This is a genomic window from Bifidobacterium apousia, assembly GCF_007559275.1.
Classification (GTDB): Bacteria; Actinomycetota; Actinomycetes; order Actinomycetales; family Bifidobacteriaceae; genus Bombiscardovia; species Bombiscardovia apousia.
Genome location: NZ_VMHK01000002.1, coordinates 111,819 through 131,789 on the forward strand (window position 1 = coordinate 111,819; position 19,971 = coordinate 131,789).

At 59.5% G+C, this 19,971-nt stretch carries 19 protein-coding genes and 2 tRNA genes; 15 read left to right on the forward strand and 6 right to left on the reverse strand.

The window, feature by feature from the left end:
* The first annotated feature begins 33 nt into the window (after positions 1-33).
* The 4 genes from rpsF (at position 34) to rplI (ending at position 1,821) form a co-directional block, all read left to right on the forward strand.
* The gene (rpsF, locus tag FPK30_RS03265) at positions 34-330 is read left to right on the forward strand and encodes a 30S ribosomal protein S6 (RefSeq protein ID WP_015021308.1); all 297 of its coding nucleotides are present in this window, start codon (positions 34-36) and stop codon (positions 328-330) included.
* Positions 331-454: 124 nt separating this feature from the next.
* A complete protein-coding gene (locus tag FPK30_RS03270; RefSeq protein WP_045923912.1) occupies positions 455-1,072 on the forward strand; it encodes a single-stranded DNA-binding protein in 618 nt (205 codons plus the stop codon).
* A 36-nt stretch (positions 1,073-1,108) separates the two neighbouring features.
* Positions 1,109-1,357 carry a 30S ribosomal protein S18 gene (gene rpsR, locus FPK30_RS03275; protein ID WP_015021310.1) on the forward strand — a complete coding sequence of 83 codons (249 nt, stop codon included), beginning with the start codon at positions 1,109-1,111 and terminating at the stop codon, positions 1,355-1,357.
* A gap of 14 nt (positions 1,358-1,371) precedes the next feature.
* Complete coding sequence (gene rplI, locus FPK30_RS03280) at positions 1,372-1,821, forward strand: 50S ribosomal protein L9 (protein ID WP_144085287.1); 450 nt, start codon at positions 1,372-1,374, stop codon at positions 1,819-1,821.
* Positions 1,822-1,946: 125 nt separating this feature from the next.
* Here the strand turns inward: rplI and FPK30_RS03285 are convergent, their stop codons facing one another.
* The 3 genes from FPK30_RS03285 to FPK30_RS03295 all read right to left on the reverse strand — a co-directional run bounded on the left by FPK30_RS03285 (position 1,947) and on the right by FPK30_RS03295 (position 4,325).
* Entirely contained in the window at positions 1,947-2,294 is a 348-nt protein-coding gene (locus FPK30_RS03285) for a phenylpyruvate tautomerase MIF-related protein (RefSeq protein ID WP_101431892.1), read from the reverse strand.
* Positions 2,295-2,402: 108 nt separating this feature from the next.
* Positions 2,403-2,909, reverse strand: a complete 507-nt coding sequence (locus FPK30_RS03290; protein WP_144085288.1) for a GtrA family protein — start codon at positions 2,907-2,909, stop codon at positions 2,403-2,405.
* Positions 2,910-2,987: 78 nt separating this feature from the next.
* Positions 2,988-4,325, reverse strand: coding sequence for an MFS transporter (locus FPK30_RS03295; RefSeq protein WP_144085289.1), 1,338 nt, complete (start codon positions 4,323-4,325; stop codon positions 2,988-2,990).
* A gap of 213 nt (positions 4,326-4,538) precedes the next feature.
* Here FPK30_RS03295 and FPK30_RS03300 point away from each other — a divergent pair, with 213 nt between their 5' ends.
* Both FPK30_RS03300 and FPK30_RS03305 read left to right on the forward strand, forming a co-directional pair.
* Positions 4,539-5,195 (forward strand): histidine phosphatase family protein, encoded by a 657-nt coding sequence (locus tag FPK30_RS03300; protein ID WP_144085290.1) that lies wholly within the window; start codon positions 4,539-4,541, stop codon positions 5,193-5,195.
* A gap of 81 nt (positions 5,196-5,276) precedes the next feature.
* Positions 5,277-6,137 (forward strand): hypothetical protein, encoded by an 861-nt coding sequence (locus FPK30_RS03305; protein WP_232345830.1) that lies wholly within the window; start codon positions 5,277-5,279, stop codon positions 6,135-6,137.
* 51 nt (positions 6,138-6,188) lie between these two features.
* Here the strand turns inward: FPK30_RS03305 and FPK30_RS03310 are convergent, their stop codons facing one another.
* The 3 genes from FPK30_RS03310 to FPK30_RS03320 form a co-directional block, all read right to left on the reverse strand.
* Entirely contained in the window at positions 6,189-7,187 is a 999-nt protein-coding gene (locus FPK30_RS03310; RefSeq protein ID WP_186279353.1) for a DUF805 domain-containing protein, read from the reverse strand.
* Positions 7,188-7,308: 121 nt separating this feature from the next.
* Positions 7,309-8,097, reverse strand: a complete 789-nt coding sequence (locus tag FPK30_RS03315) for an ABC transporter permease (RefSeq protein ID WP_144085292.1) — start codon at positions 8,095-8,097, stop codon at positions 7,309-7,311.
* Entirely contained in the window at positions 8,094-9,197 is a 1,104-nt protein-coding gene (locus FPK30_RS03320; RefSeq protein WP_144085293.1) for an ABC transporter substrate-binding protein, read from the reverse strand. The genes FPK30_RS03315 and FPK30_RS03320 overlap by 4 nt, the downstream gene beginning before the upstream one ends.
* Before the next feature lie 314 nt (positions 9,198-9,511).
* Between FPK30_RS03320 and FPK30_RS03325 the strand changes: the two genes are divergently transcribed.
* From FPK30_RS03325 to FPK30_RS03365, 9 genes are all read left to right on the forward strand, one after another.
* The gene (locus FPK30_RS03325; RefSeq protein WP_186279354.1) at positions 9,512-10,516 is read left to right on the forward strand and encodes a LacI family DNA-binding transcriptional regulator; all 1,005 of its coding nucleotides are present in this window, start codon (positions 9,512-9,514) and stop codon (positions 10,514-10,516) included.
* Between the two features lie 226 nt (positions 10,517-10,742).
* Positions 10,743-12,053, forward strand: a complete 1,311-nt coding sequence (locus FPK30_RS03330) for an MFS transporter (RefSeq protein ID WP_144085295.1) — start codon at positions 10,743-10,745, stop codon at positions 12,051-12,053.
* 35 nt (positions 12,054-12,088) lie between these two features.
* Positions 12,089-12,955 carry an MBL fold metallo-hydrolase gene (locus FPK30_RS03335; protein WP_144085296.1) on the forward strand — a complete coding sequence of 289 codons (867 nt, stop codon included), beginning with the start codon at positions 12,089-12,091 and terminating at the stop codon, positions 12,953-12,955.
* 435 nt (positions 12,956-13,390) lie between these two features.
* Entirely contained in the window at positions 13,391-15,787 is a 2,397-nt protein-coding gene (gene nrdD / locus FPK30_RS03340) for an anaerobic ribonucleoside-triphosphate reductase (RefSeq protein WP_101431959.1), read from the forward strand.
* 69 nt (positions 15,788-15,856) lie between these two features.
* Entirely contained in the window at positions 15,857-16,579 is a 723-nt protein-coding gene (nrdG, locus tag FPK30_RS03345) for an anaerobic ribonucleoside-triphosphate reductase activating protein (protein WP_144085297.1), read from the forward strand.
* Positions 16,580-16,635: 56 nt separating this feature from the next.
* The gene (gltX, locus tag FPK30_RS03350; protein WP_144085298.1) at positions 16,636-18,162 is read left to right on the forward strand and encodes a glutamate--tRNA ligase; all 1,527 of its coding nucleotides are present in this window, start codon (positions 16,636-16,638) and stop codon (positions 18,160-18,162) included.
* A gap of 68 nt (positions 18,163-18,230) precedes the next feature.
* Positions 18,231-18,303 (forward strand) — tRNA-Glu (locus FPK30_RS03355).
* Positions 18,304-18,344: 41 nt separating this feature from the next.
* A tRNA-Gln gene (locus tag FPK30_RS03360) sits at positions 18,345-18,416 on the forward strand.
* Between the two features lie 315 nt (positions 18,417-18,731).
* The gene (locus tag FPK30_RS03365) at positions 18,732-19,907 is read left to right on the forward strand and encodes an NAD(P)/FAD-dependent oxidoreductase (RefSeq protein ID WP_101431902.1); all 1,176 of its coding nucleotides are present in this window, start codon (positions 18,732-18,734) and stop codon (positions 19,905-19,907) included.
* Positions 19,908-19,971 lie beyond the last annotated feature (64 nt).

A 19,971-nucleotide genomic window follows, 5' to 3' on the forward strand; every position in this document is an offset into this window, starting at 1 on the left:
GTCCGTGACCTGTAAGTCCAAAGGAGGTGGGTGATGTCTGCGCACAAGTATGAATTGATGTTCATTGCCGATCCGGCCATGGATGAGCGCTCGCTGAAGAAGCTGACCGACCAGTATCTCGAGGTGGTCACCAAGGAAGGCGGCTCCGTCGACAACATCGATGTCTGGGGTCGTCGCAAGCTGGCCTACGAGATCGACAAGCACAAGGAAGGCAACTACGTGGTGGTCGAGTACACCTGCGAGCCCTCCGCCAGCGCTGAGCTCGATCGTGTGCTCAACCTGAACGAGTCCGTCATCCGCACCAAGATTCTTCGCAAGGATGACAAGTAAGCAAACAGCAAAAGGACATAGAAGCGTCGGCTGACGTCCGGCCCTCGCGTCGAAAGTCCAAGGGTGCGGGATTCGCCCCCAGGAGGCCCATTCCCAAGTCCTCACTCCGAGGAAAGGTCGTGACATGGCGGGAGATACATACATCACCGTGGTGGGCAATCTCACTGCGGATCCGGAGGTGCGTACGACCTCCAACGGAGGCACGGTGGCCAACCTGACCATCGCGTCCACGCCCAGACAGTTCAATAGGAACTCGGGGCAATGGGAGGATGGCGACTCGCTCTTCATGCGTTGCTCGGCTTGGGATTCCACCTACAGTCCCATGGCTTCCAACATTCAGGCCAGTCTGACTAAGGGCATGAGGGTAATCGCCCAAGGTCGTCTAGTGCAGCGCTCCTATCAGGATCGTGAGGGCAACAACCGCACGGTTGTGGAGCTGCGTCTGGATGAGATCGGACCTGCACTGACACGGAACACCGCTCAGGTCACCAGGAACGCCAACACCGGTGGCGGAGGATCTCGCGGCGGTTTCGCCGGCTCCAACAACGGCGGCTACCAGGGTGGGGCATCCTACCAGGGTGGCGCCGGCGCGGCATCGGCCCCTATGGGTCGTCAGCAGCCAGCGCAGAGCCAGCAGGCCCCGGCCCAGGATCCTTGGTCATCGACCGGATCCGGCGATTCCTTCGGATCCTTTGGGTCCACCGGCGAGTTCGGTGGTTCTGGAGACGATCCCGAATTCTGAAGTTTCATAGCGTCATCATTTATTTAAGGAGTACCAATGTCACGTAAAAGGCCGCAACCGCCGGTCAAGCCCTTCAAGAAGAAGCCGAATCCTCTGAGGGCTGCCAAGATTCATACCATTGATTACAAGGACGTGGCTCTGCTGCGCAAGTTCATCTCGGACCGGGGCAAGATCCGTTCCCGCCGCATCACCGGTGTTACCGTCCAGGAGCAGCGCGAGATCTCCAAGGCTATCAAGAACGCCCGCGAGATGGCCCTGCTGCCCTACGCCACCAACGGTCGCTGAGGGAGGTCCGGATTATGGCAAAGGAAACCAAGGTAATTCTGACCGATACCGTGACCGATCTGGGTCATAAGGGCGACGTTGTCGGGGTCAAGCCCGGCTATGCGCGCAACTTCCTGATCCCCCAGGGACTGGCTTTCGCCTGGTCCAAGGGCGCAGCTGCACAGATCGAGTCCCTGCAGCGGGCACGCCGTGCCAAGTCCATGGCCACCCGTGAGGATGCCGTGGCAGCCAAGACCGCCATCGATGGCCAGACCGTCGAGATCGCAGCCAAGGTGTCTGATTCAGGCAAGCTCTTCGGCGGCATCTCCAATGATGCCATCGCCCAGGCTCTTCGCCCCTTGGCCGATGTGGATCCCCGAGCCATTTCGGTGGAGACCATCAAGACCACTGGCGAGTTCCCGGCCACTGTGGCCCTGCACCCCGAGATCTCGGCCGCTTTCACGGTCAAGGTCGTCGCCGAGTAGTAAATCTGATCTACTATCCCATAACGATTCTTTTTGCAATAGGGATCTGGGCTTAAGCAGGAGGCCTTCCCGCAGCAGATATATGCGCGGGAAGGCCTCCTTATGTGTTACGGCGGTTCGTTCGCCTAGAAATTGCCGCCATTCCAGCCCCAGTCGGTGGTGGCCGTATAGCGGATGTAGGTGCGGTTCTTGGGGATGGACAGCTCAGATTCCAGCGTGTCCATGATGGTCTTGGTCAAGCTTTCCCAGGCGGACTTGGGTACGTCGCTGCCGAAGACGTTGACCTCGACATAGGCTGCAGGCTTGCTGTCGTCACCGCCGAAATAGATGGGCATGTCCGACTCGAAGGGGCACATGAGCCAGCCCTCGGACTTGCCAGGGACAGCGGTGATGGCCTTGCCGTAGGCGGTCTTGATCCGTTCGCGCTGTTCTGCAGTGATGGGTGTGCTTACATGGGTGTGGATGACGGGCATGGTGCTTCCTTTCCGGTCCGTCCGGCATGACCAATCAGAATGATTCGGTTCGTCTGGCGGATGGCTGACTATTCCCGTCCCATAGTAGCCTCGACCGGGCCGGCTGGCTTAGCGCCAGCCGAAGGGACGATGACTCAGGGACCAGGCCCCCAGACGGTGAGCCACAGAACGGGGGTCGACCGGCTTGCCGGGGGCGGGAGCATCCAGCAGCCACTTGCGGATCAGGAAGTTCCAGATAGCCACCACCACGGTGGCTGTGATCTTGGCGATGTTGGCGTAGAGCAGGTAACGGGCGTGCATGGTGGTGATGGCGTCCGGCGGCAGCATGGCAGTGCCCATCCACAGGATCACCTCATTGATCCCCAGGCCGATCACCGAGGAGACCAGAAAGACCGCCATCTCCATCCACCGGGCCATGTCCTCCCTATGCTTGAAGACGTAACGCATGCTGGCCAGATAGTTGAAGACCAGGGAGATCAGGAAGGAGATGGCCCCAGCTAGGACATTGTTCAGGTGCGGCCCCATGATTAGCAGATTCATGATGCCGATGTCAATCAGGAAGGCGATGACGCCCACGATGCCGAACTTGAGCAGCTGTCCGATTAATCTACGCACGATAGCCCATTCAATCATTCCTGCTGTGCTCGCGGGGTAGCGGGAGCCGCTTGTGCGCAAAAGCCTTACGTTGCGCCCTCAGGCGGGCAGTTCGGTCAGAATGGGTTCCTCGGTGCTGTTTCGGATTTGACGGAACCCTACAAAGGCGATGGCCAGCGAGGTCAGAGCCAGAGCAGTGACCACCCCGAACCCGCCTTGGGATCCGTAACGGTCGATGAACTGCCCGGCCACAGCCGAACCCGCTGAGGACCCGATCGAATTCATGGCGCTCAGCCAAGCCATGCCTTCGGTGAAGCGGATGGGCGGCACCAGGTGGAGCATGAGCTGGTTGCCGTTGATCCAGGTGGGTGCCTGGCAGACGCCGATGATCAGGTAGATGATCATGATGGTCCACAGATTCCTGGCGAACATGAAGGTTCCGATGCCCAGGTTGACTACCAGCAGGCAGAAGTAGAAACGCTTCCAGAGGGGGATGGTCCAGTTCTTGGCCCCGTAAAGCAGGGCACCGACCAGGGAACTGAAGGAGAAGCAGGCGAAGACGAATCCGGTCATCTGCTTCATCCCCTGTTCGGTGGCGAAGGCGATGATAGAGATGGATGCGGCGCTCTGGAAGGCTCCCAGGCCGAACCAAGTGGCGCAGACGGCAATCATGCCGGCGCTCCAGAAGGCCCCGCTGCGGCTGTTCCCACCCTCCTGGTCCCGCAGACGAGCCACCTGTTGAGCCTGATGCTCCCGGTACTCCTTGCGGGTGATGCCCTGGGCGCGGGACATGTCCGTCTGCGAGGGCGGCTCGGTCTCTCGGCAGGATAGGAACATAAAGGCCCCGACCAGCACACAGATCCCGGTAAAGGAGAAGGCCAATACGCCTGAAATGACCGCCAGGATGGAGGCCAGCGGGTTGCCGATCACCCACATGGCCTCGTCGAAGACCCCTGACAGGGACAGGGCCTGGTTGGTGGCTCGGTGGTCGCCGCGCAGCAGATGCGTCCACCGACTACGGCTCATGGCTCCCCAGGGCGGAATGGCCGCCATGAACGGGGTGACCAGGTAGAGCACCCAGGTGGGGGCGTGGGCGGTGATGGCTGTGATCAGGACCGTGGCTGCGACGATCCAGACCAGAACCGTGGGGATGGAGACCTGTCGCTGGCCGAACTTGTCGACCATCTTGCCCAGCATGGGGCTGACCAGGGCCAGGGCCACGGCCTGGATGGCGGTCAGGGCTCCGGCCAAGGAGTAGCTGCCGTAGTAGTGCTGCACCGAGATGGTGATGGTCATGCCCACCATGGGGAAGGGCATGGAGGCGATAACCGACCCCACTGCGAACCGTGCCGTGTGAGGCAGTCGCAGGAGCGCCGAGTATCCCCCGAAGACCCTGTGACCGGCTTCGACCAGAGCCGCTTTCAATTGCCGTGGCATGGGTTGTTCACCTCACATTCCTTAAGTGTTTTCGCAGTCCCGAAGCATGTTTTCTCCAGAACCTTCCAGATGCATGAAAGGGATATAGGGCTGCTGGGGGACTGCTACAGTGGTAACCATATCGGCGCCTGATGGGCGCCATTGGGATACTGATAATTCTACCCCCCGCCATGGTCTCTAATCGGGTCTGCCGGGGAGCTTGGGAGGTGGGTCGTGCCTGCGACGACCATTCATTTCGTCCGTCATGGCCAGGTTGATAATCCCGATCATATTCTCTATGAGCGATTGCCGGGATTCCATTTGTCCGACAGAGGCAGGGCCATGGTCGAGGCGACGGCCCATTTTATGGCCGAGGCTCCTGGCATGCGCGATCTGGAAGCCGTTTACTCCTCTCCGCTGGACAGGACCAGGGAGACCACAGCCATCCTGCTTGAGCAGATCAACCCAGCTCGTGTCCAGCACGGTTTGAAACCATTGGAGCCTGTCTATGACCGTCGTCTGATCGAGGCCGGCAACGAATTCCGCGGCAAGCGTATCGGACGCGGGCAGGGGGCCCTCTGGCGGCCCTCCAACCTGCGGCTGATCCTGGACCTGCGCCGACCCAGCTGGGGGGAGTCCTATCGGCAGATCGCCCGGCGAGTGGGGGATTTCGTCCGGCAGGTGGTCCGTAGCCATCCTGATGCGCAGATCCTGGCCGTCTCGCATGAGTCGCCCATCTGGTCGTACCGTCATCTCTTGGAGACCGGCCACCCCGAGCACAACATGTTCCTTCGAGCCACCGCTCTGGCCTCGGTGACCTCCATCACCCTGGATTGTGACACCGGCAAAGTGCTGGGAATCACCTACGCGGACCCGGCGGCAGGCGTGTGAAGACTGCTTGCACGGCCTAGGATGGCTGAGGATACTGTCGTGGATGACTGTCCGAGAACCCGATGAAGGAGCGTGATGATCATGGTGGCTGTAGAGGGAAGCCTGGAGGCCATAGCCGGGCGGCCCGCCGTGGCCCAGGCGGCTGAACAGGGGGCCAGGCTGGTAGACCTTTGGCCCTTGACGAATGCCGAACATCTGGCCAACGACGCCAAGTATGCGGAGGACCTGCAGGTGCGCATCAGCATGGTGCTGGCGCAGTTGATGACGGGAGAGGATGTGACCATCCCCGACGCTGAATACGTCTATGAGGGCGCTGAGGACATTCCTGGTCGTCCGCAGGATCTGGTGGATGCCCTTATGGCGGCCAATGATGCCATCGAGGCGGCTGCACAGGCGCAGGAAGACCGGTCCAAGATGCTTGCGGATTTGGCTGAAACCTTGGGCAGCGGCTGGGATCAGGCTCGGCAGCAGGATATGGCCGCCGGCGTGGCCAAGGTCGAACAGTCCTTGGATGGCCAGAGCACATCCCCAAAATCTCCGCAAAGCAAGGAGGGAGTGGCCCGGGCCCTGGCCACCAGCCTGGCGATTTGCCGTGATCTGCTTCGGCGTGCAGGCGCTGACCCTGATCACGCTGCGGCCGCTGCGCCAATACTGGTCTATGTCAATGAGCTCAACGAGCGGCTGGGCATTCCCCGGGCTTTCCTGTCCGGCGAGGATGTCGTCCGAGCGTTGGGGTTACTGGATGATCCGGAGGCTTTCGCAGACCTGCTGGCTCCTCTGGCAGGTGCCGAGTGGGACCATCATCGTCAGGAGGTGCTCTGGGATCCCGAGGAGGCCAAGCGCAAGGCCAAGGAAGATGACGAGCGCAAGAGCCGCGAAGCCCTGCAGGCCAAGTTCGCCCATGTGCCCGAGGATCCCAACAAGCCTCCTGTGGAGCTCTGAGACCTTCTGCCCTTCGCCTTGCTATCGTCCAAGGCGAAGGGCTGGCTGGACTCAGCGATCGAAACGGGCTCCTCGTGGATCGCTGGGTCGGGCCAGCAGAATGATCCCGGCGACGGTTCCGGCGATCATGATCAATGCGCCCAAGCCAAGCAGGGAGAGCGAGGATCCCGGATGCCCATCAATAATAGCCAAGATGGCGAAGACCAGAGGGATGGCGCCCACCAGCTCGCTTGCAAAGGGCAGGAGTATCCAGTAGCCGGACATGTTGGTGTCGTGAAGCCGCCGTATGCCTACAGCCAGATTGGGTATGAAAAGTCCAAGGGTGACCAGGAGGGACAGAATCCGTCCCACAAAGATGGATCCTGAGGTGATGATCGAGATCGCAAGGTCGATGAAAAAGATCATCAGAACAACCCACCAGAATTCTCCGCGGGAGGCCCTCCCGGAGAAGACGGAATATTTGACGAAGAAACGCTTGCAAGCGTTTACGAAGTCAATGCCGTACCAGGGTGCGTTCAGTGGCGGCTCGCCGTTGAATCCGGCATCCGCATAGGGGTAGGCCGGATACTGCGGGACCTGGGGGCCGGGTTGGTAGCTGGCCTGTGGCCAACCCGCGGGCGATTGATAAGGGTTGCCCGGCGCATAGCCAGTCGGAGGGGTTGCGCCATTGGGCTGACCATTGGCCTGGCCGGGATTCGGCCCTTGACCATAGGGTGCCTGCTGCTGCCCGTAGTACTGCTGACCATAGGGCTGTTGCTGGTTGTAGTCTGGCTGTTGACCCTGCGGCTGTTGACCGTATGGCTGCCCTTGGTACGGCTGTTCCCGGCGGTAATCGTCGGCAGGTCTTTGGGCTTCGCTGATCGGATGGTACACGTCGCTTTGGTCTGAAGCTGCCGGCGCATGGCCGGATTGTCCTGGCTGAGGCTGATTCAGGTAGACTGCGGGCCCTGAGCCGGTTCCGTCTGTGTGGTCATTCTGGGGCCAGCCGTTGGCCGAACCTTGGTCATTGGGGGTCTGGTTCCCGTTGTTCGTATCATCTGGATGGCTCATGGATGTCGTCCCTCTCATCTTCTATTGATATTCCTGAATCTGACTTTTCCGTATGTTCCTATTATGGCAGGCCGGTTCTTCCGCTTGATAGCCATGAATAGTGCAGGGGATGGGGGACTCTTCACTCGTCGTCCGGATTGACCATATGATCATCGCCGGCATCGCCCAGCAGTAGCCGTTCGGTCAGGGTGATCAGGGCCAGTAGGACGGCGGTCAGCAGGATGATGACCAAAGTTGCTGAGAAGATCAACGGGGTTCTAAAGGAATTGAAGGCCGACTGCAGCCATATGCCCAGGCCGTTTCTGGCGCCCAGATACTCTGAGGTGGCCGCTGTGGCGAAGACATAGGCGGCGCTGATGCGCAAGCCGCCGAAGATCTGCCCGGCGGCCACCCGAAGCTTGACGTGCCAGAGGGTCCAGGTCCGAGTTGCCCCGCAGTTCAGGGCCACGTCCTGGTAGAAACGGGGCACGGACTTGAGGCCTCGGTAGGTCTGGACCACGATGGGAAAGAGGGCGAAGACGGCCACGATGACCACCTTGCCCAGTGGCTCGAATCCGAACCAGATCACGAACAGGGGGGCGATGGTGATCAGCGGGATCATCTGGGCGCCGGCGATCAGGGGGTAGAGGGCATCATGCAGGGTGCGCCAGCTGTAGAGTGCCAGGCCGATCACTATTCCCAGGACCGAGGCCAGCAGGAAGCCCAGCAGACCCTCAAGGGCGGTGATGGCGGTAGCGGGCAGCAGATCCTCTCGGGACTGCACTGTGGCAACCAGGATTCGGCTGGGCGCCGGTAGGGCCTGTTCGCTGACTCCTCCCAGGCGGGCTGCCAGCTCCCAGATGATCAAGAGCGCCAGCAGAGTGAGGGTCGGAGGCAGCGCCCGGGTTCTGCCCTGCTTCCCTACCTTCATCGACCGGCTGCTTCCCGAACGTAGCGATCGGTCCACAGGTCAGTGGCCTGAGGGGCTTTATTGGGATCGCCCTTCTTGGCGCCCTTGTAGGTGCCCGCCTTGAACTGGAAGTCCAGATAGTCCTGGGCATCCTTGACATTGATCAGCCCGCTGATGCTCTTTTGATCCGGGCTGTCGACCCAGTACCCCTCCTTGACGATGCTCTCCATGGAGCGCTTGGCCAGGGTCGGGTCGATGGCTGATCCCTTGGTCTCCTTGACCAGGATGTCCGCCGCCTGGTCGGGATGGCTCAGGGCGTAGTTGTATCCCTTCAGACAGGCCTTGACAAATGCCGTCAGGGCGCGACGGTGACCGGCCTGCTGCAGCCAGGAATTCTTGACCACGAAGCCCAGCTGGTCGGGGTTGCCGGGCACTCCCCAGTCGGCCTGGGTGAAGCAGTGCAGAGCCGGGCCCTTGAGCTCGCTCTCCACTCCCTCCCAATTGGCGTAGAAACCGGCGAAGTCGCCCTTGCCGCTGGTCAGGGTGGCGAAGGTGTTGGTGCCGCTGGTCACCCGCTTGAAGTCGCCCTTGCCGCCCGCATAACGGATCATCTGCTTGACTACGGCTGTCTGCTCAGCCGAACCGAAGCTGACGAAGGTCTTGTCGTCGAAGTCCTTGGGGGTCTGGATGTCGGTGCGCGAGGCCAGCGAGCACCACCGCGCCACGGAATGCTGGCCTATGTTGAAGACCTGCCGCAGGTCGGCTCCCTGGGAGTTGAAGGTGGCCAGGTTGCTCAGCTTGGAGAAGCCCACGTCGGCGACCCAGTTCTGGACGGAGGTCTCGGCTCCTGCCTGGGCCGTCGGCAGGATGGTCAGCTTCAGGCCGGCCTTGTCGAAGTAGCCCAGGTGCCGGGCCACGTAGATGCCCACATGATTGGTGTTGGGCGTCCAATCCAGCATGAAGGACAGTTTGGAGCCGTCATCGGCCTTGTCGTCTGCCCCCTTGGCCCCGCAGGCTGCGCTCGTGGCTGCCATGCAGAGCGCAGCTGTTAGGGCGAGCGCCCGCACGATCAGGTTGTGGCCGGGAACTCTCCTGAAGCCACTGTTCCTCGACATGCTCATCACTGTCACCTTGCCTCTCCGGCACCCCTGGTGCCCATCCGCATCGGGGCCGCTACGGGAAGGTGAGGAGCCCGCGCGACGATCCGGTACGGTCTTGACCGATGGAATTCTGCGATATGTGCCACGGCTGCTGCCACCAGCCGCGCGAACAAGACCACTCTAGTCCAAGCCAGCCGATCCTGCCTCGCCGTGATGAAAGGTTGCATCATATGCCTCTATACTGGGAACTCACGAGAGGTTCGTGCAGGCCGGCCGCTGTCGGTCTCGTCCGAAGCAAGACAACCGATCTCGGTAGGGGTCGACGGAGGGTTCCCATGTCGGTGACCATCAGTGATGTGGCCAAGCAGGCGGGCATGTCCGTATCCACGGTCTCCCAGGCGCTCAACGACAAGGGGCGCATTTCGCCGCCCACCAAGGACAGGGTCCGCAGGGCGGCCATGGAGCTGGGCTATATCCCCGACAGCCGCGCCCGTTCCATGCGTTCCTCGCGCTCGCATGCCGTTGGCCTGCTGGTCCCCGACATCCGCAACCCTTATTTCTCCGAGCTGGTCTATGCCGTCCAGGACCAGCTCTACTCGGCAGGCTATGCGCCCCTGATCGGCGTGTCCTCTTGCCAGGCCAGCAGGCAGGAGGACTATTACCGCATCCTTCTGTCTCGGCATATGGACGGCGTTTTGGTCGTGCCTGACGGGCCCACCTCACCCATGTTGCGCACCATGTTGGCAAGGGAATTCCCTGTGGTTTTCGTGGATCGTCCCGACCAGACCCTGCCCGGTGTCCCTTTGGTGGATTCCGATCCTGTGCCTGGCATGGAGGCTGCCCTGGACGCTCTGGTAACAAGAGGAAGCAGACGAGTGGCCTTTGTTCCGGGCCCGGAGAGCCGCTCCTATACTTTTCGCGAGCGTGAGCAGGCTTTTCTGGACTGCGTAGATGTCCGTCAGGGGCTGACAGGATTGGTGGTCCGCCAGGGGTTTGAGGATCGTCCCCGGGCGGCTGCGACCATGCACGGCCTGCTTGGCCAAGGGGTTGACGCTGTCATCTTCGGATACTCGGCTGATGCCATCAAGGCCGTCGCCATGGAGTGGGACGGCGATCTGCGCTCGCGCGTGCCCATGGTCTCCTTCGACGACTTGGAGGTTTTTCAACTGATCAGCCCCCAGGTGTCGGTCATCTCCCAACAGGTGGATCGCATGGGCCGCCAGGGCGTTGATATGCTCCTGTCCATGATCGAGCCGGGGCGGCAGGCTCCGGAGGGCATGGGCGTGGATCGCCGTCTGCGCACTCAAACACTCTTCGTGCCAAGGGGTCTGTTGGCTTAGTAATCTCTTGCGTTCATACGTTCTCTTCTGTTCGTTTATAAAAACCTGACTGTTTGGATATTGTCGGACCGTGCCGTGTCGGGGGGGGGGTAGCTTTTTGCCCTGTGAACCAAAAGGGTTCACGACTCCACGGGATCGAGTGATCTGAAGCAGAGTCACTCTTACGCGGATGGGCGGTGTCGCCCGGGTGCGTTGAAGCACCATCAACCTTATAAGGAGATTTGCAATGAAGTGGCTCTTGGACTACTTGGGTATGTCTCGAAAACAGTTTGGTATTTTCATAGTCATTACCTTATCCACCTGTATCTATTGGTTTTCCAGCATCAAGAGTGTAATTTACGAACCCTTTCGCCAAGCTCTGGGGGTTTCTAATGCCCAGCTTGGATTTTTGCTGGGTCTCATAGGTTTCGTGCAGATATTCGGTTACGCCCTGCTGGGTTGGTTGCAGGATCTGCTGCCTATCCGCAAGCTCATCGCCGTGGATCTATGGGGTTATGGAATATTCGCCCTCATTCTCGGCCTAGTGCCCCATCTGCCATACTGGTTCCTGGTACTGGCTTTCGCGGCCTTCGGCTTTTTCGGCGATGCCATCTATTGGCCAACCATTCAGAAGTCGACTAAGAGTTTGGCCACGGAACGGACGCAGGCTGCCGCTTTCAGTACTCAGGAATGTATCCGTTCCGCCATCGGACTGGTGCTTAATGCCTGCACCTTAGGATTGTTCACTCTCGGCGGTTCGCAGATCTTCGGTGCTCGCATCGCTATGTGCACCTACCCGGTTTGCATGATGCTCTTCTCTTTTGTCGTGCTTCGGTTTATCCCGAAGGACTTCCTGCATGAACAGGCTGGCACAGTCAAGAGCAAGGCCCACAAAAGCAACGGGGCTGCGATGGTCTTGCAGGCTATGAAGCTGCCAATAGTTTGGACTACCGGCTTCGGTGCTGCTGCCACTTATTTGATCTATGTGGCTGCCAACACTTACTTCCTTCCTTTCGTGCAGGCCTCATTCAAACTGTCTGATGCGGCTGCTGGTCTTTTCGGCATAGTCAATTCCGGGCTTATGGGTCTGATCGCAGCGGCTTTGTCCGGTGTGCTAGCCACAAAGAGGTTTAAGACAACTCCCCAGTGGATGGCGCTGCTCTATGTCATTGTTTGCGTCATCAGCATATTGGTCATCTTTACGCCCCGGAGCTCGGGATGGATGATCCCCGTGGTTGTCCTCTGCTGCCTCGTGACTTTCATCTGTGTGGCTTTGCGCGCCGTTTACTATGCACCAATAGGTGAGTACGGGGTAGATTCAGAGATCTCGGCCACGGCCATGTCCATTGCATCCTTCATCGGGTATTGCCCATCGTTCTTCGCTTACATGCTTTTTGGAGCCATTATCGACAATTTTGATACCCAAAAGGCATACAACCTGATCTTTGGCATGCTGGCGGTCTTCAGTATTTTGGGGATTCTGGTCTGCATGGTCGGCAACAGGGTCATACTTCGCAAACGCCATGCCGAGTCGCATGACGTCTCTGCCCAAGCATGAATATTTCCATCCATCACAAAGGAGTATGAGCAATTATGAAATTTGAACATCTAGGGACAGCTGCAGCCGAAAGAATCCCTGGCATTTTCTGCATGTGTGATCTGTGTAAGCAGGCTAGACGCATTGGAGGCAAGGAAATTCGTACCCAGTCCCAGGCATTGGTCGACGATGCACTCCTGCTCGATTTCCCTGGTGATACTTACTGTCATTATATTAATAATGAGAACTTTGATCTGCCGGCAATCACCCAACTCTTCATCACTCACTGGCACTCTGATCATTTTTACGGTGAAGATCTGGCTTATCGCATGGATTCATATGCTGATGACAATCCCACCCATATGGATGTCTATGGCTCTGAAACCGTCAAAGGCTTCTACGAGCGAGCTTTCTTCCTGGAAGAGCATTACGATTACGGCAAGTTGACATATCACGCTCTTCATCCTGGTGACAGTGTCACTGTGACGGCTGGGAATGGCAGGACATACACGGTATACGCTTTTGAAGCCAAGCATGGCCATCATTTCGGCGATTGTCTCTTCTATGGGCTGACAGACGGTCAAGTGGGGCTGCTGTATGCGCATGATACGGCCTACTTCTACGAATCAACCTGGAAGGATCTGGCCAAAGCTGGGCTAAAATATGACTACGTTTCCTTGGATTGCACTCATGGGTTGACTGATTTCAGTTCCGACGTCCACATGAACTTTTCTGACAATCTGCGAGTTAGGGATCGCATGGTGAAGATGGGACTGGCCGATTCGCACACTATGTTCGTGTGCAACCATTTCTCTCATCACGGCAATGCCAGTTATGAACATATGCAGGAGGCTGCTGTCAGAGAGGGGTTTGTCAGCTCTTATGACGGAATGGTGACGAACATCCAACCTCAAGCAGTGTAAGCGTTAGGTTTTGCAGGCGGCGCTGGCCATTTTGGACAGGGCCGCCTTTCTATGTCTGCACCCATGGAAGCTGGGGTGGAGACGATGGACGCCTTGTAGCGAGGCCTCGACAAAAGAAGTACATACCGTGCGGAGTGTCGGGCGGCTGTGTCGTCTCTGTCAATGACCTCTACTGACCTTTCGGCCATTTGCCGCCCTTGTCCAGACCCTGCTATTTGTGATGCAGTTCACAAAACACGGAAATTACTACATGTAGGCTACGAATCATCCTCAGGCACTACATATGGTGGTCACGGCGTGATAGAGTGAGTCTTGTCAGCAAAGAATGACATCCATGTGATTCGCCGTTCCCAGCATGGAATTTGGGAACGCCAAAGCAACTGCACATGAGTAACCGTATGAATCGTATGAGGAGTGACGATGGATACTGAGGTCATGACCGATAGCGTGAAGGAGCGTGGCATTTCGGATCGCGATGCTGTCGATGGCATTCTGGTCGAGAAGCGCGACGGCCGGATCGTCGATTTTGATCCCGTCAACATTATGAACGCCATCGAAGCCGCCTTCAAGGATGTCAAGCACGAGGTCAGCCCTGAGGATCGCCAGCAGATTCGGGACATGGCCCTGACCGTCCAGTCTGAGATCACCGATCGCTACACCAATCCGGTCAAGATCGAGGACATCCAGACCTTGGTCGAGCACGCCCTGGTCAATGCTCATCTTTACGAGATCGCTCGCTCCTATACCTCCTACCGTCTCGACCGCGACATTCAGCGGGCTAAAGCCACCGATGTCAATGAGGCTGTCCACCGCCTGACCAGCAAGGACGAGACTCTGGTGCGCGAGAACGCCAACAAGGACGCCAACGTCTACGCCACCCAGCGTGACCTGCTGGCCGGCGCGGTCTCCAAGGCTTCAGCCTTCGCCATGCTGCCCAAGGATGTCTCCAACGCCCACATGAAGGGTGACATCCACTTCCATGACGCGGACTATTCGCCCTTTACGGCTGAGACCAACTGCTCCCTGCCTGACTTCGGCGACATGCTGGCCCACGGTTTCGAGCTGGGCAACGCCATGATGGACTCGCCTAAGTCCATCGGTACGGCCGCCACGCAGATCACCCAGATCATCAAGGACATCGCCGGCTCCCAGTACGGCGGCCAGACCGTCAACCGTTGCGATGAGATGCTGGACAAGTACGCGCGTCTGGACTACAAGAAAAACTATTCCATGGCTGAGGCTGTCCTGCCGGACGAGGAGCCCATCGACGTGGCCAAGGATGTCGTCCGCGGCCTCAAGGCTCGGGAGGCTGACTGGCTCCACCTGGACGATCGTGCTCCCATCGGCGAGGATGCCCCCTTCGATCTGGACGCTCCCCAGATTGTTCGGCTGCGTCAGGTCTATGCCAAGATCCTGACCCGGAAGAACATCTACGACGCCATGCAGACCATGGAGTACCAGATCAACTCCAACCGTGTCTCCAACGGGCAGACCCCCTTCGTCACTGTGGGCTTCGGCCTGGGCACCTCCTGGTTCGCCAGGGAGATCCAGCGGGCTATCTTCCTGATCCGCATCCGTGGACTGGGCAAGGATCGCCATACCGCCATCTTCCCCAAGCTGGTCTTCACCATCAAGCACGGTCTGAACGCGGACGAGGGCGATCCCAACTACGACATGAAGCAGCTGGCTCTGGAATGCTCGACCAAGCGCATGTACCCTGACGTGGTCTTCTATGAGAACCTGGTCAAGATCACCGGCTCCTTCAAGGCCCCCATGGGTTGCCGCTCCTTCCTGCAGGCCTGGACCAACCCCGAGACGGGCGAGGACGAGGAGGACGGCCGCATGAACCTGGGCGTCGTCACCGTCAACATCCCTCGGATCGCGCTTGAGTCCCGCGGCGACAAGGATCGCTTCTGGAAGATCTTCGACCAGCGCATGGAGGTGGCCCATCACGCTCTGCAGTTCCGCATCATGCGCTGCAAGCAGGCCACGCCCATCAACGCCCCAACCCTCTACCAATACGGCGCCTTCGGCAGGCTGAAGCCGACTGACAGCGTGGACACCCTCTTCCGCAACAGCCGCTCCACTGTTTCCTTGGGCTACATCGGCCTTTATGAGGCCACCAGCGTCTTCTACGGCAAAGACTGGATGAAGGACCACTCCTGGGATCCAGAAGGCAAGGAATTCGCCCTGAGCATCGTGCGCCGGATGAATCAGCTCTGCAAGCAGTGGGAGAAGGCCGAGGGATACCACTACTCGGTCTACTCCACTCCGGCCGAGTCGCTGACCGACCGCTTCGCCAGGATGGACAAGGAGAAGTTCGGCGTAGTCGACGGCGTGACCGACCACGACTTCTACACCAACAGCTTCCACTACCCGGTCTGGCTGCGGCCCACGCCTATGGAAAAGCTCAGCTACGAGCGAGACTTCCCCTACCTGGCCTCGGGCGGGTTCATCAACTACTGCGAGTTCCCCTCCATGCAGCAGAACCCCAAGGCCTTGGAGGCGGTCTGGGACTACGCCTACGACATCGGCATCGGCTACCTGGGCACCAACACGCCCATCGACCATTGCTTCGTCTGCGGCTATGAGGGCGACTTCGAGCCTACCGAGGAGGGCTTCAAGTGCCCCGAGTGCGGCAACGACGACCCTGACAAGTGCAACGTGACCAAGCGCACCTGCGGCTACCTGGGCAACCCCGTCCAGCGGCCCATGGTTCACGGCAGGCACGAGGAGATCGCCCACCGCGTCAAGCACATGGAGGGCGAGACCGGTCACGTGGTCCTCAAGGACGGATCCACCAAGGAGTGGTTCGACGACAAGGCCGAATAGGCTCTGACAAGACGCAGTTGATGGCGGGCCAGGTAGTTTGCGGCCCGCCATTGTCATGAGGAGGACCAGATGACGGACAAACAGGGGGTCATGAGAAAGACGGGTGGCCACCGTGACTTCGCAGCTGATGAGCAGGGGCGCGGTCCGGGGGTTCCTTCCGCGCTGACCAACAATCCCAGGGCCGGTCAGTGGGACGGTCGCAGGCTCAGTCGGGGAATCGTGGCGGACTACAAGCGTCTGGTCATGACCGACGGCGAGGGGATCCGCTGCTCCCTCTACGTCAGCGGCTGCCCCTTCCGCTGCCAGGGGTGCTACAACGCCTCCATATGGGACTTCGGCGCCGGGCACCCCTATACCCAGCAGCTTGAAGACCGCATCATCAAGGATCTATCGCTGTCCTATGTGCAGGGCATCACCTACCTGGGCGGGGAGCCCCTGCTCAACACCCCCATGCTGCTGGGCCTTTCGGAGCGGATCCGGCGCGAGTTCGGCCACGAGAAGGATATCTGGTGCTGGACCGGCTACACCTGGGAGGAGCTGAACCGGCCGGGGGAGACCCCGGACAAGGCCCAGCTGATCTCCTACCTTGACGTGCTGGTGGACGGACGCTACTTGGAGAATCGGAAGAACAGCCTGCTCCAGTTCCGAGGCTCGGACAACCAGCGGATCATCGACGTGCCACGGTCCTTGGAGCAGGGCCAGGTGGTCATCTGGCCTAAGCTGCATGACCAGACCAGGTTCATCCCGGAGACCTACAGCAAGGACCGGCAGCAGGAGCAGCAGCGGGGCTGATACCGGCTTCCTCTCTGAATTGGTCTACGTCGCCTTGCCGGGGCACAATGGGTGTCATGACTGATGAGCATGATCATGACGCCAAACCCGACCTCCCCAAGGATCTGAGGGTCCGCTTCTGCCCTTCGCCGACCGGCACCCCGCATGTGGGCATGGTTCGAACCGCACTCTTCAACTGGGCCCAGGCCCGGCACTCGCACGGCACCTTCGTCTTCCGCATCGAGGACACCGATGCCAAGCGCGACAGCGAGGAGAGCTACCAGCAGATCCTGGACGCCCTCAAGTGGCTGGGGCTGGACTGGGACGAGGGTGTGGAAGTCGGCGGTCCGGATGGCCCCTACCGGCAGTCCCAGCGCGGCGACATCTACCGCGATGTGGCCCGACAGCTGCTGGATGCCGGCTACGCCTATGAGTCCTACTCCACCGCTGAAGAAATCAAGGAGCGCAACCTGGCCGCTGGCCGTCCGGCCGCTTTCGGCTACGACGGCTACGACCGCGACCTGACTGAGGAACAGCGCCAGACCTTCCGCGAGCAGGGCCGGCAACCCGCCCTGCGCATCCGTATGCCTGACGAGGACATCGCCTTCGACGACCTGATTCGCGGGCATATCGAGTTCAAGGCCGGGTCCGTGCCCGATTATGTGATTGTGCGTCCCAATGGCGACCCACTGTACACCCTGACCAATCCGGTCGATGATGCCCTCATGCGCATCAACGTGGTCCTGCGCGGCGAGGACCTGCTCAGCTCCACCCCCCGGCAGATCGTTCTCTACCGGTACCTGATGAAGCTGGGCATCGCTCGGGCCATGCCCCTGTTTGGGCACCTGCCCTACGTCATGGGTCAGGGCAAGAAGAAGCTGTCCAAGCGCGACCCTGAGTCCAACCTCTTCCTGCACCGTGAGCATGGCTTCATTCCCGAAGGTCTGCTCAACTATCTGGCCCTGCTGGGCTGGTCCATCGGCCCCGACAGCGATGTCTTCTCCATGGATGAGATGATAGAGCACTTCGATATCCGCGACGTCAAGGCCAATCCGGCCCACTTCGACATCGACAAGGCCGTGGCCATCAATGCCGAGCACATCCGTATGCTGGAGCCGCAGGACTTCCTGAACCGGTCCCTGCCCTACCTCAAGCGCGACGGGCTGGTGAGTGCCGAGCGCTGGCAGGATCTGAGTGATCGGGAGCAGCGAATTCTGAGTGCTGCCGCCCCCTTGGTCCAGCCTCGCGTGCGTCTGCTGGGCGAGGTGTCCGGCATGGTAGGCAGTCTGCTCAGCCAGGAGGAGTACTTGGAGCCTGAGCCGGATGCCCGCAAACAGCTCAAGGACTCCGCAGGACAGGTTCTGGACCTGGCTATTGCCGCCCTGCAGGATGTGCCTGAACAGGATTGGAAGACCGATCACCTGCACGACCTGCTCACTCAGGCGCTGGTGGATGAGGGCGGCTATAAGCCCCGCCTGGCCTTTGGCCCGGTCAGGGTGGCGGTCTCGGGGAGGCGGGTCTCCCCACCTCTGTTCGAGTCCCTGGAGATCCTGGGCAAGGGCACAACACTCCGAAGGTTGGCTAACTTGCGCCAAAACCTCTGAGCGGGTATATTTCTTTTTTGTTGTGCTACTGACCTGCTGAACCGGGTTCGTACGCGGCGAAAAGTGAAGCCCCCGTCGTCTAGCGGTCTAGGACTACGCCCTCTCACGGCGCCAACACCGGTCCAAATCCGGTCGGGGGTACGACATGTGGCAACCGTCCAAGCGGTTGTCGCACAGCCAATTGGGGTATGGTGTAATTGGCAACACAGGTGATTCTGGTTCATCCATTCTTGGTTCGAGTCCAGGTACCCCAGCAATAGAGACATAAGGTCTCAAGGAGCGGAACACCGACACAGTGTTCCGCTCTTCTTGTTTACGCATTACCATGGATTCTAGGAATGCTTCTGGTCTGCAAAGCGGCGGACGGAGGCGTCCACGAGAGTTGCTCACGGTGTGAGCAAGCAAACAAAAAGAGGAGGCCCGACAGACTGCTATGTCAGAGTTTCCGATGATGGAATCTGATACTTTGAGCATAGAAGCTTGAGTGATGAACCCAATCATCGGCTGATCGGGCAACATCACCCGGTATATGAATCATTGTACGATTTTTTCGGTAAAGGTGTGTGATTATGACGACAATCATGGTGTTGGGAGCTGGTTACGCGGGTCTTCGCGTGGTCAAGAAGCTGGCTCATGCAAAGACTGATGCCCATATAGTCCTGGTCAACAAGAACGAGTACCACTACGAGTCCACCCAGCTGCACCAGGTGGCGGCGGGAACCAAGGAGCCGGCGGACGTGGTCTTCGACCTGCGCAAGTCCCTGCCTGATTCGGTGGAGCTGATCGTCGACAAGGTGGTCGGCATCGATCAGGACAACCGCCGGGTCAGCCTGGAGCATCACGATCCTCTCTCCTATGATTACCTGGTCAATGCCTTGGGGTTCGAGTCCGAGACCTTCGGCATCAAGGGTGCCGAAGAGTACGGATGGCCGCTCGTTGACGTGGATACCGCTCTGGCGGCCCGCAAGAAGCTGGAACAGACGCTGGCACGCTACCAGACCAGCCATGATCCGCTGGATCTGAGCATCGTGGTCTGCGGTGCCGGCTTCACCAGCATCGAGTACTTAGGCGAGCTGGTCTACCGGTTGCCTCAGCTCTCAAAGCGTCTGGGCTTCCCCATGGATCAGGTCAAGGTGGACTGCATAGAGGCTTCGCCCAAGATCCTGCCCATGTTCAGCAAGGACCTGGTCGACTGGGCTGTGGATTACCTGCGCAAGCGGGGAGTCAACTTCCACACCTCGACCCCCATCACCGAGGTCAGGCAGGATGCCGTGGTCTCCAATGACCAGGAGTTCAAGGCCCATACAATCATTTGGACAACGGGTGTGCGTGGTAGCCACGTTATTGCCGATTCCGGGTATAATCAGAAGCGTAACCGTGTAGTGGTCAGGGATGACCTGTCGGTGGAGCAGCATCCAGAGGAATTCCTGGTGGGTGATGTCAGTGCCGTTCCCGACCCCCAATCGGGTCGGCTCTATCCAACCACTGCGCAGATTTCGATGGCCCAGGCTGATACCGCGGCCGCGAATGTCCTCGCCAGAATGCGGGGACAGGAGCCCCAGCGGTTCACCTTCCGAAGCCTGGGGACCGTGTGCTCTCTCGGTCCCCACGACGGGGTTGCCGAAATCGACCGTATGGGCACGCTGAAGCTCAAGGGCAAGGTGGTCTCGGTTCTGAAGTGGATCGTGAACGAGCGGTCGGTCCTGGAATTGGCTGACGTGCGTACCATGTTGGAGAGCAACTGAACCAGCGTCTCAAGGGACGCAAGGGGCTAGACGACGAGGGAGAGGAGGACGAACATGATTCAGG

Bases quoted from the DNA above. Each gene is read 5' to 3' on its own strand.
- rpsF (WP_015021308.1), top strand. From the start codon at position 34: ATGTCTGCGCACAAGTATGAATTGATGTTCATTGCCGATCCGGCCATG.
- FPK30_RS03270 (WP_045923912.1), top strand. From the start codon at position 455: ATGGCGGGAGATACATACATCACCGTGGTGGGCAATCTCACTGCGGAT.
- rpsR (WP_015021310.1), top strand. From the start codon at position 1,109: ATGTCACGTAAAAGGCCGCAACCGCCGGTCAAGCCCTTCAAGAAGAAG.
- rplI (WP_144085287.1), top strand. From the start codon at position 1,372: ATGGCAAAGGAAACCAAGGTAATTCTGACCGATACCGTGACCGATCTG.
- FPK30_RS03285 (WP_101431892.1), bottom strand. From the start codon at position 2,294: ATGCCCGTCATCCACACCCATGTAAGCACACCCATCACTGCAGAACAG.
- FPK30_RS03295 (WP_144085289.1), bottom strand. From the start codon at position 4,325: ATGCCACGGCAATTGAAAGCGGCTCTGGTCGAAGCCGGTCACAGGGTC.
- FPK30_RS03305 (WP_232345830.1), top strand. From the start codon at position 5,277: ATGGTGGCTGTAGAGGGAAGCCTGGAGGCCATAGCCGGGCGGCCCGCC.
- FPK30_RS03310 (WP_186279353.1), bottom strand. From the start codon at position 7,187: ATGAGCCATCCAGATGATACGAACAACGGGAACCAGACCCCCAATGAC.
- FPK30_RS03315 (WP_144085292.1), bottom strand. From the start codon at position 8,097: ATGAAGGTAGGGAAGCAGGGCAGAACCCGGGCGCTGCCTCCGACCCTC.
- FPK30_RS03320 (WP_144085293.1), bottom strand. From the start codon at position 9,197: ATGAGCATGTCGAGGAACAGTGGCTTCAGGAGAGTTCCCGGCCACAAC.
- FPK30_RS03325 (WP_186279354.1), top strand. From the start codon at position 9,512: ATGTCGGTGACCATCAGTGATGTGGCCAAGCAGGCGGGCATGTCCGTA.
- FPK30_RS03330 (WP_144085295.1), top strand. From the start codon at position 10,743: ATGAAGTGGCTCTTGGACTACTTGGGTATGTCTCGAAAACAGTTTGGT.
- FPK30_RS03335 (WP_144085296.1), top strand. From the start codon at position 12,089: ATGAAATTTGAACATCTAGGGACAGCTGCAGCCGAAAGAATCCCTGGC.
- nrdD (WP_101431959.1), top strand. From the start codon at position 13,391: ATGACCGATAGCGTGAAGGAGCGTGGCATTTCGGATCGCGATGCTGTC.
- nrdG (WP_144085297.1), top strand. From the start codon at position 15,857: ATGACGGACAAACAGGGGGTCATGAGAAAGACGGGTGGCCACCGTGAC.
- gltX (WP_144085298.1), top strand. From the start codon at position 16,636: ATGACTGATGAGCATGATCATGACGCCAAACCCGACCTCCCCAAGGAT.
- FPK30_RS03365 (WP_101431902.1), top strand. From the start codon at position 18,732: ATGACGACAATCATGGTGTTGGGAGCTGGTTACGCGGGTCTTCGCGTG.